This is a genomic window from Ruegeria sp. ABD4_443, from assembly GCF_056160865.1.
This window is the reverse complement of sequence record NZ_JBSWYA010000002.1, coordinates 598,557-619,485: the sequence shown is the minus strand read 5'-3', so window position 1 is coordinate 619,485 and position 20,929 is coordinate 598,557. Positions and strand designations below refer to the sequence as shown.

At 60.9% G+C, this 20,929-nt stretch carries 18 protein-coding genes and 1 tRNA gene; 9 read left to right on the top strand and 10 right to left on the bottom strand.

Features of this window, described 5'->3' with window-relative positions; genetic code table 11:
* Positions 1-106 precede the first annotated feature (106 nt).
* On the bottom strand, positions 107-985 hold the full coding sequence (gene yghU, locus ACXAG8_RS07165; protein ID WP_475223100.1) for a glutathione-dependent disulfide-bond oxidoreductase: 879 nt from the start codon (positions 983-985) through the stop codon (positions 107-109).
* Positions 986-1,227: 242 nt separating this feature from the next.
* Between yghU and ACXAG8_RS07160 the strand changes: the two genes are divergently transcribed.
* Positions 1,228-1,746 carry a YHS domain-containing (seleno)protein gene (locus tag ACXAG8_RS07160; RefSeq protein WP_475223099.1) on the top strand — a complete coding sequence of 173 codons (519 nt, stop codon included), beginning with the start codon at positions 1,228-1,230 and terminating at the stop codon, positions 1,744-1,746.
* A 59-nt stretch (positions 1,747-1,805) separates the two neighbouring features.
* Here the strand turns inward: ACXAG8_RS07160 and ACXAG8_RS07155 are convergent, their stop codons facing one another.
* Entirely contained in the window at positions 1,806-2,480 is a 675-nt protein-coding gene (locus tag ACXAG8_RS07155) for a J domain-containing protein (RefSeq protein WP_475223098.1), read from the bottom strand.
* Positions 2,481-2,718: 238 nt separating this feature from the next.
* Entirely contained in the window at positions 2,719-3,585 is an 867-nt protein-coding gene (metF, locus tag ACXAG8_RS07150; RefSeq protein ID WP_475223097.1) for a methylenetetrahydrofolate reductase [NAD(P)H], read from the bottom strand.
* A 92-nt stretch (positions 3,586-3,677) separates the two neighbouring features.
* Here metF and ACXAG8_RS07145 point away from each other — a divergent pair, with 92 nt between their 5' ends.
* A complete protein-coding gene (locus ACXAG8_RS07145) occupies positions 3,678-4,583 on the top strand; it encodes a LysR family transcriptional regulator (RefSeq protein ID WP_475223096.1) in 906 nt (301 codons plus the stop codon).
* Positions 4,584-4,679: 96 nt separating this feature from the next.
* Positions 4,680-5,465, top strand: a complete 786-nt coding sequence (locus ACXAG8_RS07140; protein WP_475223095.1) for an inositol monophosphatase family protein — start codon at positions 4,680-4,682, stop codon at positions 5,463-5,465.
* Positions 5,466-5,527: 62 nt separating this feature from the next.
* On the opposite strand, the gene bhcD is transcribed toward ACXAG8_RS07140, so the two are convergent.
* The 4 genes from bhcD to bhcA all read right to left on the bottom strand — a co-directional run bounded on the left by bhcD (position 5,528) and on the right by bhcA (position 9,912).
* Positions 5,528-6,493: an iminosuccinate reductase BhcD gene (gene bhcD, locus ACXAG8_RS07135; RefSeq protein WP_475223094.1), complete on the bottom strand. Its 966-nt coding sequence runs from the start codon at positions 6,491-6,493 to the stop codon at positions 5,528-5,530.
* A gap of 71 nt (positions 6,494-6,564) precedes the next feature.
* Positions 6,565-7,728, bottom strand: a complete 1,164-nt coding sequence (gene bhcC, locus ACXAG8_RS07130; protein WP_475223093.1) for a 3-hydroxy-D-aspartate aldolase BhcC — start codon at positions 7,726-7,728, stop codon at positions 6,565-6,567.
* A complete protein-coding gene (gene bhcB, locus ACXAG8_RS07125; protein ID WP_475223092.1) occupies positions 7,725-8,711 on the bottom strand; it encodes a beta-hydroxyaspartate dehydratase BhcB in 987 nt (328 codons plus the stop codon). The genes bhcC and bhcB overlap by 4 nt, the downstream gene beginning before the upstream one ends.
* Positions 8,712-8,721: 10 nt before the next feature.
* A complete protein-coding gene (bhcA, locus tag ACXAG8_RS07120; protein ID WP_475223091.1) occupies positions 8,722-9,912 on the bottom strand; it encodes an L-aspartate--glyoxylate aminotransferase BhcA in 1,191 nt (396 codons plus the stop codon).
* Positions 9,913-10,113: 201 nt separating this feature from the next.
* On the opposite strand from bhcA, the gene ACXAG8_RS07115 reads away from it, so the two are divergent.
* Positions 10,114-10,953, top strand: coding sequence for an IclR family transcriptional regulator (locus ACXAG8_RS07115; RefSeq protein ID WP_475223090.1), 840 nt, complete (start codon positions 10,114-10,116; stop codon positions 10,951-10,953).
* Here the strand turns inward: ACXAG8_RS07115 and ACXAG8_RS07110 are convergent.
* The 3 genes from ACXAG8_RS07110 to putA are packed head-to-tail and all read right to left on the bottom strand — an operon-like array spanning position 10,929 to position 15,484.
* Positions 10,929-11,300, bottom strand: coding sequence for a GFA family protein (locus tag ACXAG8_RS07110; protein ID WP_475223089.1), 372 nt, complete (start codon positions 11,298-11,300; stop codon positions 10,929-10,931). The two genes, ACXAG8_RS07115 and ACXAG8_RS07110, sit on opposite strands and share 25 nt — an antisense overlap.
* A complete protein-coding gene (locus ACXAG8_RS07105) occupies positions 11,297-12,040 on the bottom strand; it encodes a rhomboid family intramembrane serine protease (protein ID WP_475223088.1) in 744 nt (247 codons plus the stop codon). The genes ACXAG8_RS07110 and ACXAG8_RS07105 overlap by 4 nt, the downstream gene beginning before the upstream one ends.
* Before the next feature lie 36 nt (positions 12,041-12,076).
* A complete protein-coding gene (gene putA / locus ACXAG8_RS07100) occupies positions 12,077-15,484 on the bottom strand; it encodes a bifunctional proline dehydrogenase/L-glutamate gamma-semialdehyde dehydrogenase PutA (protein ID WP_475223087.1) in 3,408 nt (1,135 codons plus the stop codon).
* A 100-nt stretch (positions 15,485-15,584) separates the two neighbouring features.
* Between putA and ACXAG8_RS07095 the strand changes: the two genes are divergently transcribed.
* From ACXAG8_RS07095 to ACXAG8_RS07075, 5 genes are all read left to right on the top strand, one after another.
* Positions 15,585-16,076, top strand: a complete 492-nt coding sequence (locus ACXAG8_RS07095) for an Lrp/AsnC family transcriptional regulator (RefSeq protein ID WP_475223086.1) — start codon at positions 15,585-15,587, stop codon at positions 16,074-16,076.
* A gap of 30 nt (positions 16,077-16,106) precedes the next feature.
* Complete coding sequence (locus ACXAG8_RS07090; RefSeq protein ID WP_475223085.1) at positions 16,107-16,673, top strand: tetratricopeptide repeat protein; 567 nt, start codon at positions 16,107-16,109, stop codon at positions 16,671-16,673.
* A gap of 163 nt (positions 16,674-16,836) precedes the next feature.
* Positions 16,837-16,910, top strand: a tRNA-Gly gene (locus ACXAG8_RS07085).
* Between the two features lie 146 nt (positions 16,911-17,056).
* Positions 17,057-18,877 (top strand): ABC transporter transmembrane domain-containing protein, encoded by a 1,821-nt coding sequence (locus ACXAG8_RS07080; protein ID WP_475223084.1) that lies wholly within the window; start codon positions 17,057-17,059, stop codon positions 18,875-18,877.
* Between the two features lie 157 nt (positions 18,878-19,034).
* Positions 19,035-20,924, top strand: coding sequence for an acyl-CoA synthetase (locus ACXAG8_RS07075; RefSeq protein ID WP_475223083.1), 1,890 nt, complete (start codon positions 19,035-19,037; stop codon positions 20,922-20,924).
* Positions 20,925-20,929: the final 5 nt, after the last annotated feature.

Genomic DNA, 20,929 nt, shown 5'->3' with positions numbered 1-20,929 from the left:
CTCAAAGGTAGTGGAATAACACCAAACCCCCCCACAAACCCCAAAGCCTTTTTGTTTTGCCCTCCCTTTCCTCCCAACCCCAAACCCCTCCCCCCGACAGGGTGCATCACTCGGCCGCGGGTTCCAGCTTGTCCTGGGTGCGGGTCTCGAAATCGCTTGCGTCGTGACGTTCATGAAGTTGCGTATGCGGTTCACCAAAGGCGCGATTGACCATGCGCCCCCGCTGTACCGCAGGACGCGCGTCGATGTCCTTGGCCCACCGCAGCACATGTTCGTAAGAGCCGACATCCAGGAACTCTGCCGCGTCATACAGGCGGCCCAGAACCAGCTGACCGTACCACGGCCAGATTGCCATATCGGCGATCGAATAATCGGCGCCCGCAATAAAGCGGTTGTCAGCAAGCTGTTTGTCCAGGACATCCAACTGGCGCTTGGCTTCCATGGCAAAGCGGTTGATCGGGTATTCCCACTTTTCCGGCGCATAGGCATAGAAATGGCCAAAGCCGCCACCCAGATAGGGCGCGCTGCCCATTTGCCAGAACAGCCAGTTCATGACTTCCGTGCGCTCGGGGCCGCTTGCGGGCAAGAACGCGTCGAATTTTTCCGCCAGGTGGAACAGGATCGACCCGCTTTCGAAGACGCGCATCGGGGTGTCGCCGGACCGGTCCCACAGGGCCGGGATCTTGGAATTCGGGTTGGCCTCGACAAAGCCCGAACCGAATTGGTCGCCGTCACCGATATTGATCAGCCAGGCATTGTACTCGGCCCCCTCATGCCCCAGGGCCAACAGCTCTTCGAGCATGACGGTCACCTTGACGCCGTTCGGTGTCGCAAGCGAATAAAGCTGCATCGGATGCTTGCCGACAGGCAGGTCCTTGTCATGCGTGGCGCCGGAAATCGGACGGTTGATACTGGCAAATCGTCCGCCGCTTTCACTGTCCCATGTCCAGACTTTTGGGGGCGTGTAGATGGGGTTTTCGCTCATATCGTGTCTCCAGGTTTGTCCGGGGCAGGGCCCGCCGTCACCAGAGCTAATGTCGCAACTGTGAAAGTCCAAGCCCTTTTGGACGGGCCGCGCTGTAACATTTCCCTCTCATGCGTTCACGAAACCTCGTTACTTGTCACAGCGCCGCGAGGGGGACTTCGCCCGCCGCCAGAATCGCATATTGTCCGATCAGCCCTTCGGGTTGACACCTCGAAAACTGCTGAGACAGAAGGATTGATCTTATGAAACGCTTCGCCCTGACTTTTGCTGCCGCGATTGCCCTGGCAGTACCGGCCTTTGCCGGACCTCAATATGTTGACGGCACCGGGTTCGCCGTTTCCGGATACGACGTTGTTGCCTATCGCGATCTGGATCAGGCGCCAATTGGCCAGGCCCAGCCCGCAGGTGTGCGCGGGCGGTCTGATATCACGGCCGAATACAACGGATCGACCTGGGCGTTCTCATCGGAAGAAAACCGCGCAAAATTCCTGGACAACCCCGCGTTTTACGCGCCGCAATATGACGGTCACTGCGCTTATGGGGTGTCAAAGGGTGGCAAGGTTCCCGGAAACCCGAACCTGTGGCGGATTGTTGACGACAAGCTGTACCTGAATATCACGGATGTCGTGGTTGGCTTCTGGGAAGAAGATGTCCCCGGCAATATCAACCTGGCCGAAGGGAACTGGCCGGGTATCGAGCCCGCGGATGCCTCGACCAACGTCATTCCGAAATTCACGTCGGAAGGTCCGGTCAAGAACTGAACTGAAACAAAGCAAAAAGCCCGGTCCAACAGACCGGGCTTTTTCAACAGGCGATACCGTCAGCTGGCAATCCAGAATTCGTCGCGTATCTGCTGATCTGCTTCGAACCGGATTTTGACGCTTTTGGCGCCGGGAAACTTCCGCTCGCGGATCGTGTCGGGAATGACGACGTCGCCCGATCCCGAATCCCTGGACTGAAAGGACAAGATCTCGGTCTCGTTGTGACGGCGGCTTGTCAAAACCGATGTCGGCAGGGCGACACGGTTTGCGCCCTCGCAGACCGGGGTCGCGACGAAAAAGGTCAGGTCCCGCCCGAAACAGCCGACGGCATCGGGAACATGGTCGGATTCGCATGTCTTGTCGCGGCAGGTTCGGTCGCCGCAATCGGCGTCCGGCGCGTCTGGCAGGTGCGACAGGGCTAGGTCGGGGTTCAACCGCGCCCGGCAGGCTGCGATCTCTTCCGCGGCCAGTTCGATCACCCGTTTCTTGAGGCGCGGCCGCCGGGGCATGGTCGAAAACTCGGCGCCCTTGCCGGTCAATCCCTCTTTGCGCAGGAAATCATAGGCGGATTTCGCTTGCGAGAAATCGGAATAGTCGCCCCCTGTGTGGTCAGGATGCGCATGAAACGCAATCTGACGCCAGGCCTCGCGAATATCTTCCGGTCCCGCCGATTGGTCCAAGCCCAGCGCATTCAGCGCATCAGCCCGAGCCTTTATCTTGTCAACTGGCTCCATAAAAAGGCACTCGTAAAAAAACACTACACGGGTACCATTTTTAGAAGTGACATCTTTTTGTCAAATTTTCCAAAGTATTGAGGCAGTTTGCGGGAACAATATTCGGGTGTCTTCGGGCATTGTTCTCTGAACGGCGTGGATCAAGGCTTTGCGTTTGGGGTTTAAAGGCCTGGCGGGGGGCTGAAACGAAAAACGGGCCGTTCAAGCGACCCGTTTCCAGACTTTGTGCAACCGTCAATCAGGCGACGTTTTGCAGCTGCGTTTTGGGCGTGATGCCAAGGGCAAAGCAAACATCCCGGGTCAGCTCGGGGCGGTTCAGCGTGTAGAAATGCAACTTGTCCACGCCACCGTCGATCAGCTCGGAACACAATTCGGTGCACAGCGCAGTTGCCAGCAAGTCTTCGCGGTTGTCACGCGTGGCCTTGTCGAATGCCTGCTCGACCCAGGCCGGGATACGGGCGCCACAGCGGCGGGCAAAGTTGCGGGTGCCTTTCCAGTTCTCGATCGGCAGGATGCCGGGGACGATGGGCTTGTCGATGCCCGCCTTTTCACAGGCATCGCGAAAACGAAAAAAGGTTTCGGCCTCGAAGAAGAACTGGGTCAAAGCCTCGTCAGCCCCGGCGTCCAGCTTGGCCTTGAGCCAATCAACATCGGCCGTCGCGTTTGGGGCTTCGGGGTGAATATCGGGATAGGCCCCGACCCGAATGGCGAACTTGCCGGTATCGGCCAGCGCCGAGATCAGTTCGACCGAGTTTTCGAAGCCGTCGGGATGAGGCACAAAGCGATCATGCCCGCGTGGCGGGTCGCCGCGCAGGGCCACGATGTCCTTGACCCCGGCCGCTGCAAAGGTCTCGGCAATCTCAAGGGTTTCCTGCCGGGTCGCTTCGACACAGGTCAGGTGCGCCGCAACCGACAGACCGGACGATTTGTGCAGCGTAGCAACCGCATCCCGTGTCAATTCGCGGGTTGTTCCGCCCGCACCATAGGTGACCGAGACGAAACGCGGATCCAGCGGCGCCAAGGTCTGCACCGTATCCCACAGCCGAAACGAAGCCTCCAGCGTCTGGGGCGGGAAGAATTCAAAGGAAATTTCTGGCTTGGTCATGGGTATCTCACAGGTTGCGGCAGGCACCTTGTGCCACGACACGCATTGTGAGACAAACTCATATTGCTCAAGAACAACATGAGTCAGACTACATGCATATCGAATTTCGGCATCTCCGCACCATCAAGGCCATACATGATTGCGGCGGGTTGGCGCGGGCTGCCGACCAGCTGAACATTACGCAATCGGCGCTGAGCCACCAGATCAAGGGGCTTGAAGATCAGGCCGGGGTCGAATTGTTCCTGCGCCGGTCAAAACCGATGAAGCTGTCGGCGGCTGGTCTGCGCCTGCTGCGCTTGGCCGAACAGATCCTGCCCCAGGTCGAGGCGATGCAGGACGAGTTTTCATCCTTGCGCGATGGGCGCACCGGCCGGATGCATATCGCGATCGAATGCCATGCCTGTTTCGAATGGCTGTTCCCGGTGCTCGAGTCCTTTCGCAAGTCCTGGCCCGATGTGGATGTCGATATCCGCCCTGGGCTGGCTTTCGATGCCTTGCCTGCCTTGCAAAAGGAAGAGGTCGACCTGGTTGTCTCGTCAGACCCGGAAAGCCTGCCAGGTGTCGAGTTCGTCGAGCTTTTCGATTACAACCCTGTCTTTGTGGCCGCGTCCTCGCACCCGCTGGCCGAAAAACCGTTCATCGAGGCCGAGGATTTTCGCGGCCAGACGCTCATTACCTATCCGGTCGAACGCACGCGGCTGGACGTGTTCAGCCAGCTGTTGATCCCGGCACGGGTTGAACCCGCGACGATCCGGCAGGTCGAACTGACGGCGGTGATCTTGTTGCTGGTTGCGTCGAACCGGGGGATATCCGTGCTGCCCGACTGGGTCGTGCGCGAGGTCAAGTACAGTTCCGACTATGTCACGCGCCCGCTGACGCGCGACGGGATCACGCGCAGGCTTTTCGCGGCGGTCAGGACGGAAGACCTGGAAAAACCCTTTGTCCAGGAATTGGTGAAACTGGCCCGGACCGAGGCGCGAAAGCTTCAGGAGCAATAGGCGCAAAACAAGGGTCCGGTATGCGCATCATTCCTCTTGGCAAGGACGCATTGCCCCAGTATACGCGCGGTTTGACCGGACAGGAGCCTTTGGACAATGGTTGGCAGTGCAAACCTCAACATCATGATCAAGGCCGCGCGCAAAGCGGGGCGTTCACTGGTCAAGGATTTTCGCGAAGTCGAAAACCTGCAGGTGTCGATGAAAGGTGCCGGTGACTTTGTGTCCAAGGCCGATATCGCCGCCGAGGCGATCCTGAAAGAGGAGCTGCTGGGCGCGCGTCCGACCTATGGCTGGCTGGCCGAAGAAGGCGGGGCGATTGATGGCGAAGACCCGACCCGCCGCTGGATCGTCGATCCGCTGGACGGCACCACCAATTTCCTGCACGGCCTGCCGCACTGGGCGGTCTCGATCGCGCTGGAGCACAAGGGCAAAATCGTCGCCGGTGTGATCTATGACGCTGCCAAGGACGAGATGTTCTTTGCCGAAAAGGGCGAGGGCGCGTGGATGAACGAGACGCGTATCCGCGTCTCGGGCCGTCACCGGATGATTGAATCGATCTTTTCAACCGGACTGCCCTTTGGGGGCCGTGCGGACCTGCCTGAAACCCTTCAGGACCTGGCCCGCCTGATGCCTGCCTGCGCCGGTGTACGCCGCTGGGGCGCGGCGGCGTTGGACATGGCCTATGTGGCCGCGGGCCGCTACGAAGGGTTCTGGGAACGTCGCCTGAACGCCTGGGATATGGCGGCGGGTATCATCATCGTGAAAGAGGCCGGCGGCTTTGTTCAGCCGCTGAACCCCGAAGGCCGTGTGTTGGAAGATGGCGAAGTGATCTGCGCCAACGAGCCGATTTTTGACACGTTCGCAAAAGTGATCCGGGGCTGATACGTCCACCCCGGTCAGCGTTTTCGCAATAGGCGCGCCCCGGGCAGGGCGCGCTTTTTTGTTCAGAGGTCGACCTCGGTCGCAATCCCGTGCTGGACGGCCAGATCGACGACCGCAGCCGCGACAGCCAGATCCTGCAGCCCGACGCCGGTGCCATCGAACAAGGTCACCTCATCATCCGAGCTGCGGCCGGGATGGGTGCCGTTGATGACCTCACCGATCTGCCGGATATCGCTTTGTGTTTTCAGACCCGCAGCAATGGCGTGCTGGCTTTCGCCCAATGTGACGGCCTGAGCGACCTCGTCGGTAAAGACGCGGGCCCGCGCGACCAGTTCGGCTGCGACCTCTTGCTTGCCCACGGTATCGGTGCCCATGCACGCAATATGAGTGCCGTCGGCGGCGTGTTCTGACATCAGGATGGGCGCAAAAGAAGAGGTGATCGTGATGATCACATCCGCCTCGACCATGCCGGGCAGATCGACCGCTTGGAAGGGCACACCGCCCTCGGTTGCGACCTTTTCGATATTTGGCAGCATCTCGGGGTGCAGGTTCCAGCCGATGACTTTCTCGAACCTGCGTTGTTCCAGGGCGGCGCGAAGCTGGAACGTCGCCTGATGCCCGGCACCGACCATGCCGATCACCTTGGCATCCTTGCGCGCAAGGTGGTTGATCGACACGGATGAGGCCGCCGCCGTGCGAAGCGCGGTCAAAAGGTTGCCGCCCACAAGGGCCTTGACCCGTCCTGTATCGGGATCAAACAGAAACACCGTTGACTGGTGATTGATCAGCCCGTGGGTTTCCAGATTGTTCGGCCAATACCCCCCGGCCTTGAGGCCCAGCGTCATACCCGCGCGGTCAAACCCGCCCTTGAACCCATAAAGCGCATCGGCATGGCCGATGGCCTCGCGCACCACCGGAAAATTACAGGCATCACCAGCCGCCATGGCGGCGAATACCTGTTCAACCGCCTGATAGCTTTCCTTCCGCCCCATAAGGGCGCCGATTTCCTTTTCAGGAACAATGATCATCGCGTTTGTCTTTCTTACTGATGGCAGCGAAAGGGCGGCGCAAAACGCCCGCCCGTGTTTTCACCTTTGGATCAATAGGCCTTGCCGCGTGCGGAAACCGGCCACAGGGTTTCGACCTTTCCGCCCCGCACGCCCACATACCAGTCATGGACATTGCAGGTGGGGTCACAATGGCCGGGCACCAGCCGCAGCTTGTCATTGACCTTGAGCACGCCGCCGGGGTCACCGATCACCCCGTGTTCATCCGAACATTTCAGGTATTCCACGTCGTTCCGTCCAAAGACAAAGGGCAAGCCGCTATCGACCGATTGCGCCTTGAGGCCCGCATCGCAGATGGCCGTGTCGGCCTTGGCGTGGCTCATCACGCTGGTCAGAATGAACAGGGCGTTTTCCCATTCGCCCTGGTCGATGCGCTTGCCGTCCTTGTCCAGAATCCGGCCATAATCGGCGTCCATAAAGGCATAGGACCCGCATTGCAGCTCGTTATAGACGCCCGAGTCGCTCTCGAAGTAATACGAGCCTGTGCCGCCGCCCGAGACCAGCTCGCATGCGATCCCTTCGGCATTCAACCCGTCGACGGCGTCCTTGACCATGGCGATGGCCGTATCCAGCTTTTCCTTGCGCGCCGCGTAGCTGTCGAGATGCTGCATCGCGCCCTGATAGGCCTGAATGCCGGTGAATTTCAGGTTCGGCGCGGCCGCGACCGCCCTGGCAATCTCGATCACGGTCGATGTTGTCGTCACGCCACAGCGGCCAGCGCCGCAGTCGATCTCGACAAAGACCTCCAATTCGGTGCCGTGTTTCACCGCGGCGGCAGACAGATCGGCCACGTTGTCGATATCGTCGACGCAGACGATGGTGCGCGCGCCCAGCTGGGGCAGGCGGGCCAGCCGGTCGATCTTGACCGGATCGCGGACCTGATTTGAAACCAGAATGTCCTTGATGCCGCCGCGGGCAAAGACTTCGGCCTCGGACACTTTCTGACAGCAGACGCCGATCGCGCCGCCCAGCTTTTCCTGCAGCTTGGCCACGTCGACCGACTTGTGCATCTTGCCATGCACCCGGTGACGCATCCCGTGCGCCTTGGCGAAATCGCCCATCTTCCTGATGTTGCGTTCCAGCGCATCCAGATCAAGGATCAGGCAAGGTGTCTGGATTTCGCTTTCATCCATGCCGATGGCGGCCGGGATGTCATAGCCGACCTCGCGTTCGTCGAAATGTGCAGGCTGGTTCATCTTGTTCCTCCTTGCCCTTTCAGCCAGGGCAGTTTGTCCAGATCCACGTTGCCGCCCGTGATGATCACGCCAACCCGCTTGCCCCTGAAAACGTCGGGGTTCTTGAGGATCGTGGCCAGCGGCACTGCCGAGGATGGCTCCATCACCACGCGCAGGTATTTCCAGGTCAGTTTCATCGCGTCGATGATCTCTTGCTCGGACGCGGTGAAAATGTCGGTCACGTTGCGCGACACAAAGTGCCAGGTGTTTTCCTTGAGCGGCACCAAAAGCCCGTCGGCGATTGTTTTGGGGGCGTCATCGGCAATGATGTGACCGGCCTTGAACGAGCGATAGGCGTCATCGGCCTGTTCCGGCTCGGCCGCATAGATCGCCGTCTGCGGCGCCAGGGTCGAAACGGTCAGGCAGGTGCCGGACACCATTCCACCGCCGCCAATGGGCGCAATCACGGCGTCCACCCCACCTGTTTGTTCCAGCAGTTCAGCCGAGCAGGTCGCCTGACCGGCGATCACGCGGGGGTCGTTGTAGGGATGCACAAACGCGCCGCCGGTGCGGGCCTGCACCTTGGCAAAGGTCGCCTCTCGCGATGAGGTGGACGGCTCACATTCCGTGATCGTGCCGCCAAAGCGCCGCACCGCGTCCTTTTTGGCCTGCGGGGCCGTGCGCGGCATGACCACGTGGCACGGGATGCCGCGCCGCCCGGCGGCATAGGACAAAGACAGCGCGTGGTTGCCGCTGGAATGGGTGCAGACACCCTTTTCGGCCTTATCATCGCTCAAGCCGAACACGGCGTTGCACGCCCCGCGTACCTTGAATGCGCCCGCTTCCTGAAAATTCTCGCATTTGAAGAACAGCTGGGCGCCCGTCTGATCGTTCAGGAACTCCGAGGTCATGACCGGTGTGCGACGGATATACGGTTTGATCCGTTCATGCGCCGCGTGCATGTCGTCAATCGTCAGGTCTGCGGCAGGGATATGATCCAACATCAAACCCTCCTCAGGCCGCGGCTTTGGCCTGTCCCGAAGGACCGGTGCGGAAATATTCCTGTGCGGCGGCCACACCGCTGCCCAGCTTGATCGGATAGTTCAGGTCTGCCATCGCCATTTCAATGGTGCCAAGGCCGGACAGAACCATGACATCCGTCAGACTGCCCAGATGACCAATTCGAAAGGCCTTGCCGTTCAACTCACCCAGGCCAATGCCAAAGGACACGCCATAGGCGTTGAACGCATGGTCGGTCAAAACGTTGCTGTCGTAACCGTCTGGCACGTAGATGGCGCTGACCGTATCCGAGTAGAGATCGGGCGACTGCGCGACCAGGCCGAGCCCCCAGGCATCCACCGCGCGGCGCACGCCTTCGGCCAGCCGGAAGTGGCGGGCATAAACGTTGTCCAGACCTTCTTCGAACAGCATTTTCAGGCTTTCGCGCACGCCATAGATCAACTGCAACGGAGGGGTATAGGGAAAGCCGCCGGACGCATTTGCCGCCATCATGTCGCGGAAATCAAAGAAAGTTCTGGGCAGTTTGGCCGTTTCCATCGCGTCTTGTGCCTTGGGGCTGACGCACAGGATTGCCATGCCGGTGGCCAGCATGAACCCCTTTTGCGACCCCGACACCGCGATATCGACGCCCCATTGGTCGAATTCGAATGGCATCGACGCCAATGAACTGACGCAATCCACAAACATCATCGCGGGATGGCGGGCCGCATCCATTGCGCGGCGCACTGCCGCGATGTCCGACCGCACCCCGGTGGCGGTTTCGTTATGGGTGATCAGCACGGCCTTGATCTGATGGCCGGTATCTTTCGATAGCGCCTTTTGGAACTGGTCGGCAGGTGCTCCGGTGCCCCAGGGGCAATCGATGACCTGAACGTCCAGCCCGTGCCGTTTGCACAGGTCGATCCAGCGATGGCTGAAGACACCATACCGTGCGACCAGAACCGTGTCGCCGGGGCTGAGGGTGTTGGTGACGGCCGCCTCCCACCCGCCGGTGCCGCTGGCGGGGAAAACCATGACCTGGGCCTTGTCGGTGCGAAAAACGCGCTTTGCGCCGTCCAGTGCCGGGGCAAAAACCTCGACAAATTCCGGGGCGCGGTGATCTTGTGTCTGGACCTGCATGGCCAGCCGCAGCCGGTCGGGAATGTTCGTCGGTCCGGGGATGAAAACCGGGTTTTGGTTAGACATCTTCAATCCTCCAATCTCGGCAAAACAGTGCCGGGGAAGGATGTATTTTGCAATTTTCTTGAAAAATATTTCCATTTTCGTGGTTTTTCACGTAACCTATTGTTAAGGAAGCAATTTGGGTTTCTCATTTGCCGGGTGTGGGAATTCGCGCCCAGAAAAAATGCCCAACAGCCCGTCACGATTTGCACGAAAGCACCCAGGATGGAGACACAAAAAAGACCGCGTGGCCGACCCAAATCCCTGTTCAAGGAAAGCTCGGCTGGAACGATGCAATCACTGGATCGCGCCTTGGGTGTCCTAAGCGCAGTTGCCCGGGTTGAACATGTCGCGCTGAGCGATCTTGCGCGTGAAGTCGACGTGCCGACCGCGACGACGCATCGCATCCTGACGACGCTGCAAAAGCACGGTTTTGTCAGCTTTGACGACGAACGGCAGGAATGGATGATCGGGATCGAGGCCTACAGGACCGGGGCGGCGTTCCTGCGGCGCAACAGCGTGCTGGAAATCGGGCGTCCCATCCTGCGGCGTCTGATGCAGGACAGTGGCGAAACGGCCAATCTTGCGGTTCCGGACGGGGCGCAGGTCGTGTTTGTCGGTCAGGTTGAAACCCCGAACCCGATCAGGGCCTTTTTCCCGCCGGGTGCCCGCACGCCGATGTATGCCTCGGGCACGGGCAAGGCGATTTTGGCAGCGATGAGCGAAACCCGTCGCAACAAGGCGCTTGAGGCGGCAGACCCCGTTCAATTCACCGATCACACGCTTTTGCCCGCCTCGGGGTTGAACGCAGATTTGGCGCGGACGCGTGATCGCGGCTGGTCGCATGATCGCGAAGAGCGCTATGAAGGCATGTCTTGTGTCGGTGCGGCAATTTTCGACAACCGGTCCGAGCCGTGTGCCGGGATCTCGGTCTCGGGGCCGACCGCCCGGTTCAACGGCGAACGGGTGGTCGAGCTGGGCCAGCTTGTCACCCGTGCCGCGCGTGAGATTACCCAGCTCAGCGGCGGGCAGTTTCCGGGTCAACCCGGTTTGTCAGAGGGGTGATTGACGCCGTCATTCCATGGGATGGGGCCATGCGTTCGGGGGTTGCCACCCTGGATGCAACCCAGGTTCACACCGCATTCGCCGGGGTCGGACCGTCTTTGGTGATAAACATATATCCCGCAGGTCTGGCAGAAATAGTGTTTGGCGGTATGCGTTCCCCAGGTGTAAAGGCGCAGGTTTTCCGCTCCTTTCAACACCTGCAAGGTCTCGGTGACCGCGGTTACGGCTGCAGCCCCGCGACGAATGCAAAAGGAACAATCGCAGCGCGCGGCGGATTGCAGGCCGTCTGGAAAATCAGCCTCGATCTCGACCGCGCCGCAATGACAGGTTGCACGCAGGCGGGTCATCGGCGGGGAACTCTGGGTATGCGGGACCGCGTCAAAGTATATGCGTGTTCAGGATGTGGCGGATGCCCGTGGGTGCGCGCCCAGAACGTGCGCCCGCCCCGCCTGAGCCACAGGGGCACCGAAAAAAGCAACCCGGCAAGAAATCCGCCGGTATGGGCCCAATAGGCCACGCCGCCTTCGTCCGGGTTGCTGCTGAGGCTGCCGAGGAACTGCATGCCCAGCCAGATGCCCAGCATGACATAGGCCGGAATCGTGAAGACCCGAAAATAGATGATCAGGATCAGCAGGATATCCACTCGCGCCCTTGGGAACAGCAAAAGATACCCGCCCATGACCCCTGCAATCGCGCCTGATGCGCCGATTGTCGGCACCCCGGAACCGGGCGCGGTCAGGATATGAATCACTCCGGCGCCAATGCCTGCGGCAAGGTAGAATACCAAGAACGGCAGATGCCCCATCTCGTCTTCAAGGTTGTCTCCGAAAATCCACAGAAACAGCATATTGCCTGCCAGATGCATCCACCCGCCGTGCAGGAACATCGAGGTCACCAGCGTTTCATAACCATGCCCCTCGGCGATCCGGGCCGGGATGATGGCATAGGCCCCGTAAATTCGGCCGATCAGTCGCGGGTCATCCATCGCCCCGGCATAGCTGAGGAAGATCAGGATGTTGGCCGCCATCAGCAGGTAAACAACATAGGGTCTTCGCCCCGAAGGGTTATGGTCACGAATAGGAAACATGGCGTGACGCTGGGCCTTTCCCGGCCCAGCGTCAAGTCAGGCTTGGTCAGCGCCGCCCAAAAGTGCGGCATTGCCGCCCGCTGCGGTCGTGTCGACACATACGTGGCGCTCGCCCAGCACGCGGGCGCGGTCCGGTTTGCCCGGTACAAGGGGCAGGATCGGGCCGTCACGGCGCGACAGGTGGCGTTCGATCTGGCGGGCCGCGTCATCATCGCCCCACCACAAGACGCCGGAAAACCCATTGGCGGTTTCAAGCTGTTGCAGGTCGAACGATCCGGTCGCCTGGATGGCGGTTCCGCCCAACGCGGTGACGGTGTCGGCCTGTGCGCGGACCGCCTCGGGGCCGGGACCCAGACACAGCAGGGGCGCACGGGGAAACTCGGTCAGGCGGTTGGATTCTCCGGTCGGGCCGGGCATGGTCCGGGTCACGGGATTGCGCGGCGCGCCTGTGGGCGCGGGTAGGCTTGGCATGGCCCTGTCCCAAACCGTATCGCTCATCTGCCTGTCCGGGGCGCAGAAACGGGCCATGTAATTGGGGCCACCCGCCTTGGGTCCGGTTCCCGACAGGCCTTCGCCGCCAAAGGGCTGCGATCCGACAATGGCCCCGATCTGGTTGCGGTTCACATAGATGTTGCCCGCATGTATCGCCTCGGTCACGTGCTGTACGCGGTCGTCGATACGAGTATGCAGCCCGAAGGTCAGGCCATATCCCGTGGCGTTGATGTCGGCGATTACCTTGTCGATGTCCTGCGCCTTGAAGCGGGCAACATGCAGGACGGGGCCGAAAACCTCGCGTTCCAGGGCTGTGATGCCCGGAACCTCGATCAGGGTGGGGGCGATGTACGTGCCTTGGGGCGGCGTCAGCAGTTCTTTCAGGACGCGACCCTGGGCGCGGGCAAGCGCGACATGCTCGGCAATGGTTTGCCGGGCCGTGTCGTCTATGACCGGGCCGCAATCGGTCGAGATCAGCCAGGGGTTTCCAAGGGCAAGCGCATCCATGGCGCCCTTCAGCATCGTCAAAACGTCGTCGGCGATATCGTCCTGCAAATACAGGCACCGCAGCGCCGAGCACCGTTGGCCGGCGGATTGAAAGGCGCTTTCGATGATGGACTGCACCACTTGTTCCGGCAATGCGGTACTGTCCACGATCATTGCGTTCAGCCCCCCGGTTTCGGCGATCAAAGGGGTGCCCGGGCGCAGGTTCTCGGCCATAGACGCGCGGATTTTCAAGGCAGTCGCGGTCGAGCCGGTAAAGGCCACGCCGGACACGCGCGAATCCGATGTCAGGGCTGCGCCGACCGATGGCCCGCCGGGCAGCAGTTGCAACGCGTCACGTGGAACACCGGCGCTGTGCAGCAGTTGAACGGCCCGGTGCGCGACCAGCGGCGTCTGCGGCGCGGGTTTGGCCAGCACCGCATTCCCGACGGCCAGAGCGGCCGAAATCTGACCTGTGAAAATCGCCAGAGGGAAGTTCCACGGGCTGATACAGGTAAAGACCCCGGCCGGATCGGCGTCGGGTATGTTGGCGGCGTAATAGCGCAGGAAATCCACCGCCTCGCGCAGTTCCGCAACGGCATCGGGCAGCGTTTTGCCCGCTTCTCGGGCCAGCAGGGCGAACAGCTCTCCGAAATGCTCTTCGTACAGATCGGCGGCTGCGTTCAGGACGCGCGCGCGTTCGTTGGCCGGTGCCTGCCAGCGCTGGGCGGATGCCAGTGCCAGGTCGACATCTGCGGTGCTGGCTAGCTGAACCGAGCCGGGCCTGTCCTGTGGGTTGGCCGGATTGATCACGGCCTGCTCGTCCTGCGGTCGGGCCTGGCCTGCAAGCAGGGGCTGCGCAAGCCAGTGATGCGAGGCAAATCGGTCCCGCGCTGCATTGACGGTGTTCAGGGTCTGGGTGTGGTGCAGGTCAAAGCCTGCCGAGTTCTTGCGCTCGGGCCGGTAAAGCGCGGGGCCGGTCGGCAAGTCCGGCGCAGGGGCGCTGATTGCGGCGAACGGGTCCGCGGCGACCACTTCGGGCGGTACGTTTTCATCGACGATCTGGTTGACAAAGGACGAATTCGCACCGTTTTCCAGCAGGCGCCGAACCAGATAGGCCAGCAGGTCGCGATGCGCACCCACCGGCGCGTAGATGCGGCAGCGGGTGTTTTGCGTGTCCTTGACGATGTGATGCAAGGTTTCGCCCATGCCATGCAGGCGCTGGAACTCAAACGGCTGTCCGTCGGACATGTGCAGGATCGCGCTGACGGTATGGGCATTGTGGGTGGCGAATTGGGGGTAAATCCGGTCGGTCATCCCCAGCAGTTTGCGCGCGTTGGCGATATAGGACACATCCGTCGCGGCCTTTTGCGTGAAGACCGGAAACCCGTCGACACCTTCGACCTGGGCGCGTTTGATTTCCGTATCCCAATACGCCCCTTTGACCAGTCGCACCATAAGCTTGCGGTCATGGCGCTGTGCCATGTCATACAGCGTGTCCAGCACCAGCCCCGCCCTGGGGCCATAGGCCTGAACGACAATTCCGAACCCGTCCCAACCGGCAAGGGCCGGTTCGGCCATGACGGCCTCGATGACCTGAAGCGACAGCGCAAGCCGGTCGGCCTCTTCGGCATCGACATTCAGCCCCATTCCGGCCGATTTGGCCAACAGGGCCAGGGATCGCAGCCGGGGCACCAGTTCTTCCATCACGCGCTGTTCCTGCGGCAACTCATAGCGCGCGTGCAGGGCCGACAGCTTGACCGAAATCCCTGGATTGGCGCGGATATCGTCGTGCTGGCAGGCATCTGCAATCGCCGTGATCGCCCGAGAATAGGAAAGATGGTACCGCGCCGCGTCGGCCTCGGTGCGGGCGGCCTCGCCCAACATGTCGTAGGAATAGGTATAGCCCTTGGCCTCCATCCCGGCGGCGCGGTCCATGGCCGAGCGGATGGTTTCACCCAGCACGAACTGGCGCCCCATCTCTTTCATCGCGCGGGCAACGGCGGTGCGGATCACCGGTTCGCCCAGCCGCTTGATCGCCCCGCGCAGGGCTCCGACGGGCGAGGCCTTGCCTTCGTCCAGAACCTTGCCCGTCAGCATCAGCGCCCAGGTCGAGGCGTTGACCAGCGACGACGAGGAATGCCCCAGATGCTTGCCCCAATCCGACGGCGCGATCTTGTCTTCGATCAGCGCGTCGATCGTATCGGCATCGGGAACCCGCAACAGCGCTTCGGCCAGGCACATCAGCGCAATGCCTTCGTCGGTGGACAGGCCGTATTCGGCCAGAAACACCTCCATCAACCCCGGAGATGTGCTGGACCGGATGTCCCGCACCAATTGGGCGGCACTTGAGCATATCGCGGAACGATCAGCGTCCGACAGCGCCGCCCCGGCGACCAGACGGTCAAGCGTTTGGGCCTGGTCGGCATAGGTTTGGCTGTCAATCTGGCTGCGCAGGTGGTTTGTCATGTATCCTCCGGTGCTTTTGTTCAGTATACATGGCACAAGGCAGGACAATCGACTGAACTGATCGAAACCAAGGTCGAATGGACCGAATTTTGGAGGGGACATGATATCAAAGGACTTTCCCGGCATGGATAGCTATGACCGCGCGATTCTGGCGATTCTGGCGGGGCAGGGGCGTATTTCCGTGGCCGATCTTGCGCGCCGCATCGGCTTGTCGAAATCCCCGACCCAGGCGCGGCTGAAACGGCTTGAGGCAGACGGCATCATTGCCGGGTACAGGGCAATACTGGACCCGATCCGCCTTGGCCTTGATCATATCGCCTTTGTCGAAGTGCGGCTGACCGACACCCGCGAAAAGGCGCTGGAAGAGTTCAATGCGGCGGTGCGCGAAATCGCCGAGATCGAACAGGCCCATATGATCGCGTCCAATTTCGACTACCTGCTGAAGGTGCGTACCGGTTCCATGTCGGAATACCGCTCGGTCCTTGCGGAAAAGATCTCGGCCCTGCCGCATGTTTCGAACACGTCGACATTCGTCGCGATGGAGGCGGTGAAGGAAACCGGATTCCTGGGGCCGGTTGATGATACAGGTTGACGGCATCCGGTATCGCCACATCATTGGGGGATGAAAAGGATATTCTTTGCCTGCTTTTCCTGGGTGTTGCTGTGGGGTCCTGCCGGAGCGGCGGACTGCCCGCCGGCGCCGGATCATTCTGCTGATCTGGACGCACTGATTGCCAAGGTTCAACAGGCTGAAACCGAAAGGGCCGCGCAAGAGATATCCAACCGGATGTGGGAGTTTTGGGCCGATGCCCCTGACGAAAGCGCGCAGGCGGTCCTGGACCGGGGCATGAGCCGCCGGAGCGCCTGGGACCTGCTGGGCGCGCTAGAGGATTTCGACCGGCTTATTGCCTATTGCCCGGCTTATGCCGAGGGCTACAATCAGCGGGCATTTGTCAATTTCCTGCGCCAGGACTATCAATCCGCGCTGACCGATCTGGACCGCGCGCTTGCGCTGTCGCCCAATCACATTGCTGCGCTGAGCGGGCGCGCGCTGTCCCTGTTGGGGCTGCAAAGGGTCGAAGAAGCGCGCGTTGCGCTCCGGCGGGCGCTTGACCTTAACCCCTGGCTGCCGGAACGGCATCTGGCCGCGCCCGGCGGTCCGCTGGCACCGCCCGGTGACGACATCTGAGATCCGGCAGAAATCAGGGCCGCGGCTTGTAACGCAAACGGTGTCGGCGGCGCTGCGGCCATAGGTTTGGTCGCGCCAATCGTGACCGATAGAAAAGCCCGATCGGGGATGATTTCGGTTCTTGACGACCGCAGGCGCATGGACTACTCAGCCCAAACGCTGAGCGGGTATAGCTTAATGGTAAAGCCCCTGCCTTCCAAGCAGGCTATGTCGGTTCGATTCCGTCTACCCGCTCCAGTTCAGCCAATCCTTTTCGGTTACAATCGGTCCTGTTGCGTCAAATGGACCTGTTGGCCTGTGGTTGCGCCCTGTACGCTTGACCGCGCGCGTCGCTGCGGCCAAGAAGCTTGAACTCAAGACCGATCCAGACGCAAGGTCCAGAAATGGCAAGATCCCGAACCACGAAACCTGCAACCACTCCGGCACCCGGCGCGAGCGAAGAACGGGCGGGTTCCAAGAAAATCGGTGTTCTGGCCTCGCTTTGGCCTTTCATGAAACCGTATCGCTTGCTGATGGTCGGCGCGACCCTGGCATTGGTGCTGACGGCAAGCATGTCGCTGACGCTGCCGCTGGCCGTGCGTCGCGTCGTGGACAACTTCCGCGTCGAAGACGGAGAGCTGCTGGATCGGTATTTCCTGGCGGCGCTTGGGATTGCGGCGATCCTGGCTGTCGGGACAGGGGTCCGCTATGCCCTGGTGACCCGGCTGGGCGAACGCGTCGTCGCCGACATTCGCAAGGCGGTTTTCGACCGGGTCATCGGGATGAGCCCGGAATTCTATGAACGCATCATGACCGGAGAAGTCCTGAGCCGTATCACGACCGATACGACCCTGATCCAGTCGGTTCTTGGCTCATCCGTGTCCATTGCGCTGCGCAATATGCTGATGTTTGTCGGCGGTCTGATCCTGATGTTGCTGACCTCGGCCAAGCTGACGGGCCTGGTGCTGTTGCTGATCCCGATTGTCGTGGTCCCGATTCTTGTTCTTGGCCGCCGCCTGCGGGTCATCAGCCGCGAGAACCAGGACTGGATCGCGGCCTCGTCCGGTAATGCAGGCGAGGCGCTGGGCGCAGTTCAGACGGTGCAGGCTTTCACCCATGAAACGGCCAGCCGCAAGCAGTTCGGCGATATGACCGAAACCTCTTTCACCGTATCGCTGCGCCGTATCCGGACACGGGCCGTGCTGACGGTCATCGTGATCTTTTTGGTCTTTACCGGCATCGTCGGGGTCCTGTGGATGGGCGCGAATGACGTGCGGAACGGGGTGATGACCGAAGGCGTTCTGATCCAGTTCGTGATCTATTCGGTCATCATGGCCGGTTCGGTGGCCGCGCTTTCCGAAATCTGGAGCGAGCTGCAACGTGCAGCCGGGGCAACCGAACGCCTGGTCGAGCTGCTGAACGCGCAGGATTCGGTTGCAGACCCGGCCACGCCTGTTCAACTGCCACATCCGGTTCGTGGTGAAATTCGGTTCGACGATGTCACGTTCAATTACCCTGCGCGCCCGGATGTCAAAGCGCTGGACCATATGTCGCTGACCGTCAAGCCGGGGGAAACGGTGGCCTTTGTGGGGCCGTCAGGCGCGGGAAAAACCACCGTTATCCAGATGATTCAGCGCTTTTATGACCCGGATGCAGGCGGCGTCAGCCTGGATGGTGTCGATTTGCGCGACATCGACCGCGCGGATTTCCGTCAACACATGGCGCTTGTGCCGCAGGACCCGGTGATCTTTGCCACTTCGGCCCGTGAAAATATCCGTTTCGGCCGCCTGGATGCGACGGATTCCGAGGTCGAAGACGCCGCACGCGCGGCTGCGGCCCATTCGTTTATCTCGGCTTTGCCCGACGGGTATGACAGCTTTGTCGGGGAACGCGGCGTCATGCTGTCGGGCGGCCAAAAGCAACGCATCGCCATCGCGCGGGCCATTCTGCGCGACGCGCCTGTATTGCTGCTGGACGAGGCGACTTCGGCGCTGGATGCGGAAAGCGAACGCGCCGTTCAGGGGGCGGTTGACCAGATGCGCGCAGGCCGGACGACCCTGATCGTCGCGCACCGGCTGGCAACGGTCAAAATGGCCGACCGCATCGTGGTGATGGAGGCCGGGCAGATCGTGGCCCAGGGCACCCATGACGACCTGGTGTCCCAGGGCGGGTTGTACGCGCGGCTGGCGCGTCTTCAGTTCACCGACGGTGTCGCCGCCGAATAGAGTGACGTGCCGGAACCTTGCGATCCGCCGTAGCGTAATTCTACCGATTTCGCGGCTGTGCCGCTAAGCCCTCGCTTGCACGGGCCGGGATTTGCTTCCATCTTGGGTGGTATCAAAAGCCCGTGCACGACATGGGAGATAATCGGGGAGGAACCACATGGCATTTGTGGGGAAGGAAGACAAAGCACGTATTGAATCTGAAATGGCCTGGGAAGACCGTGACCTGCCTGTCACCTTCCATCAGCTGTTGTCGCGAACGGCGAACCGTTTTCCCGACCACAAGGCAATCAGTTTTCAGTTGATGTCAGGCCCGACCGACAAGGCCGAAACCCTGAGCTGGGCCGAATTGCTGGGCCAAGTGAACCAGGCGGCCAACCTGTTCCGGTCGATGGGCGTGGGCGAAAAGGACGTGGTGGCCTATGTGCTGCCCAATTGTAACGAAACGCTGGTCACCATGATGGGCGGTGCCATTGCCGGTATCGTCAACCCCATCAACCCCTTGCTGGAACCGGAACAGATTGCCGCCATCCTGCGCGAAACGCGTGCCAAGGTGGTCGTGACGCTCAAGTCGTTTCCAAAAACCGATGTGGCACAAAAGGTCGAAGAGGCCGTGCGCCACGCGCCCAGCGTGAACACCATCCTGGAAATCGACCTGAACCGGTACCTGACGCCGCCGAAATCGTGGCTGGTTCCGTTCCTACGCCCCAAGATGGGCGACAAAGAGCATCTGGCGCATGCGGATTACAAAAGCTTCCACTCGGAAATCGCCAAACAGCCCACGACGCTGACTTTCGAAGACAGCAAAGAAGACCGGGTCGCGTGCTATTTTCACACTGGTGGGACAACCGGCATGCCCAAGGTGGCGCAGCACAAGTATTCCGGGCTGATCTACAACGGCTGGCTGGGCAACACGCTGCTGTTCGACGAAAACGACGTGATCATGTGCCCGCTGCCCATGTTCCATGTTTTCGCCGTGCATGTCATCGTCATGGCCGCCGTTTCCTCGGGCGCGCATGTGATTTTCCCGACCCCGGCCGGATATCGCGGCGATGGGGTCTTTGACAATTTCTGGAAGCTGATCGAACGCTGGAAGGTCACGTTCATCATCACGGTGCCGACCGCGATTTCGGCCAAGATGCAGCGCCCCGTCAACGCCGATATCTCAAGCGTCAAAACAGCGTTTTCCGGATCGGCTCCGCTGCCGGTGGAACTGTTCCGTCGCTTTGAAGAGGCAACCGGCGTGACCATCGTCGAAGGCTACGGGCTGACCGAAGCGACCTGTCTGGTTTCGTGCAACCCTGTTGATGGCGAAAAGAAGATCGGGTCGATCGGGATTCCGTTCCCCTATACGGATGTGAAAATCCTGCGCGATGGCCCGGATGGGCCAACCGAATGTTCCGAAGACGAAGTCGGCGAGATCTGCGTGTCCAACCCCGGTGTCTTTCCCGGAAATACCTATACCGAGGCGGACAAGAACACGAACCTCTATCACTTGGAAAAATACCTGCGCACAGGTGATCTGGGGCGGTTTGATTCCGACGGCTATCTTTGGATTACTGGGCGCGCCAAGGACCTGATCATTCGTGGCGGTCACAATATCGACCCTGCCGAGATCGAAGAGGCCCTGCTGGGCCACGAGGCGGTGGCCTTTGCCGGTGCGATCGGCCAGCCGGATGCGCATGCGGGCGAAGTTCCTTGCGCCTTTGTCGAACTGGTCGAGGGTGCCTCGGTCACCGAAGAGGCCCTGATCGAATATTGCAAGGTTCACGTCCATGAACGGGCCGCTCAGCCCAAGCATATGACGATCCTGACGGAACTGCCCAAAACGGCGGTTGGCAAGGTTTTCAAGCCTGAGCTGCGCAAGCAGGCGATCACGCGGATCTATAACGGTGCGCTGGACGCGGCAGGGCTGAGCGCGCGCGTTGTGTCGGTCATCGACGACAAAAAGCGCGGCCTTGTCGCCCAGCTTGACGCGAATGGTTCATCCGAGGACGATGTCAGCAAGGTGCTGGGGACGTTCACCCGGCCATGGGAGTGGGCTGACTGATCGGA

What these genes read in the sequence shown, in the direction of transcription:
- yghU (WP_475223100.1), bottom strand. Translation starts at nt 985, where the DNA reads ATGAGCGAAAACCCCATCTACACGCCCCCAAAAGTCTGGACATGGGAC.
- ACXAG8_RS07160 (WP_475223099.1), top strand. Translation starts at nt 1,228, where the DNA reads ATGAAACGCTTCGCCCTGACTTTTGCTGCCGCGATTGCCCTGGCAGTA.
- ACXAG8_RS07155 (WP_475223098.1), bottom strand. Translation starts at nt 2,480, where the DNA reads ATGGAGCCAGTTGACAAGATAAAGGCTCGGGCTGATGCGCTGAATGCG.
- metF (WP_475223097.1), bottom strand. Translation starts at nt 3,585, where the DNA reads ATGACCAAGCCAGAAATTTCCTTTGAATTCTTCCCGCCCCAGACGCTG.
- ACXAG8_RS07145 (WP_475223096.1), top strand. Translation starts at nt 3,678, where the DNA reads ATGCATATCGAATTTCGGCATCTCCGCACCATCAAGGCCATACATGAT.
- ACXAG8_RS07140 (WP_475223095.1), top strand. Translation starts at nt 4,680, where the DNA reads ATGGTTGGCAGTGCAAACCTCAACATCATGATCAAGGCCGCGCGCAAA.
- bhcD (WP_475223094.1), bottom strand. Translation starts at nt 6,493, where the DNA reads ATGATCATTGTTCCTGAAAAGGAAATCGGCGCCCTTATGGGGCGGAAG.
- bhcC (WP_475223093.1), bottom strand. Translation starts at nt 7,728, where the DNA reads ATGAACCAGCCTGCACATTTCGACGAACGCGAGGTCGGCTATGACATC.
- bhcB (WP_475223092.1), bottom strand. Translation starts at nt 8,711, where the DNA reads ATGTTGGATCATATCCCTGCCGCAGACCTGACGATTGACGACATGCAC.
- bhcA (WP_475223091.1), bottom strand. Translation starts at nt 9,912, where the DNA reads ATGTCTAACCAAAACCCGGTTTTCATCCCCGGACCGACGAACATTCCC.
- ACXAG8_RS07115 (WP_475223090.1), top strand. Translation starts at nt 10,114, where the DNA reads ATGGAGACACAAAAAAGACCGCGTGGCCGACCCAAATCCCTGTTCAAG.
- ACXAG8_RS07110 (WP_475223089.1), bottom strand. Translation starts at nt 11,300, where the DNA reads ATGACCCGCCTGCGTGCAACCTGTCATTGCGGCGCGGTCGAGATCGAG.
- ACXAG8_RS07105 (WP_475223088.1), bottom strand. Translation starts at nt 12,040, where the DNA reads ATGTTTCCTATTCGTGACCATAACCCTTCGGGGCGAAGACCCTATGTT.
- putA (WP_475223087.1), bottom strand. Translation starts at nt 15,484, where the DNA reads ATGACAAACCACCTGCGCAGCCAGATTGACAGCCAAACCTATGCCGAC.
- ACXAG8_RS07095 (WP_475223086.1), top strand. Translation starts at nt 15,585, where the DNA reads ATGATATCAAAGGACTTTCCCGGCATGGATAGCTATGACCGCGCGATT.
- ACXAG8_RS07090 (WP_475223085.1), top strand. Translation starts at nt 16,107, where the DNA reads ATGAAAAGGATATTCTTTGCCTGCTTTTCCTGGGTGTTGCTGTGGGGT.
- ACXAG8_RS07080 (WP_475223084.1), top strand. Translation starts at nt 17,057, where the DNA reads ATGGCAAGATCCCGAACCACGAAACCTGCAACCACTCCGGCACCCGGC.
- ACXAG8_RS07075 (WP_475223083.1), top strand. Translation starts at nt 19,035, where the DNA reads ATGGCATTTGTGGGGAAGGAAGACAAAGCACGTATTGAATCTGAAATG.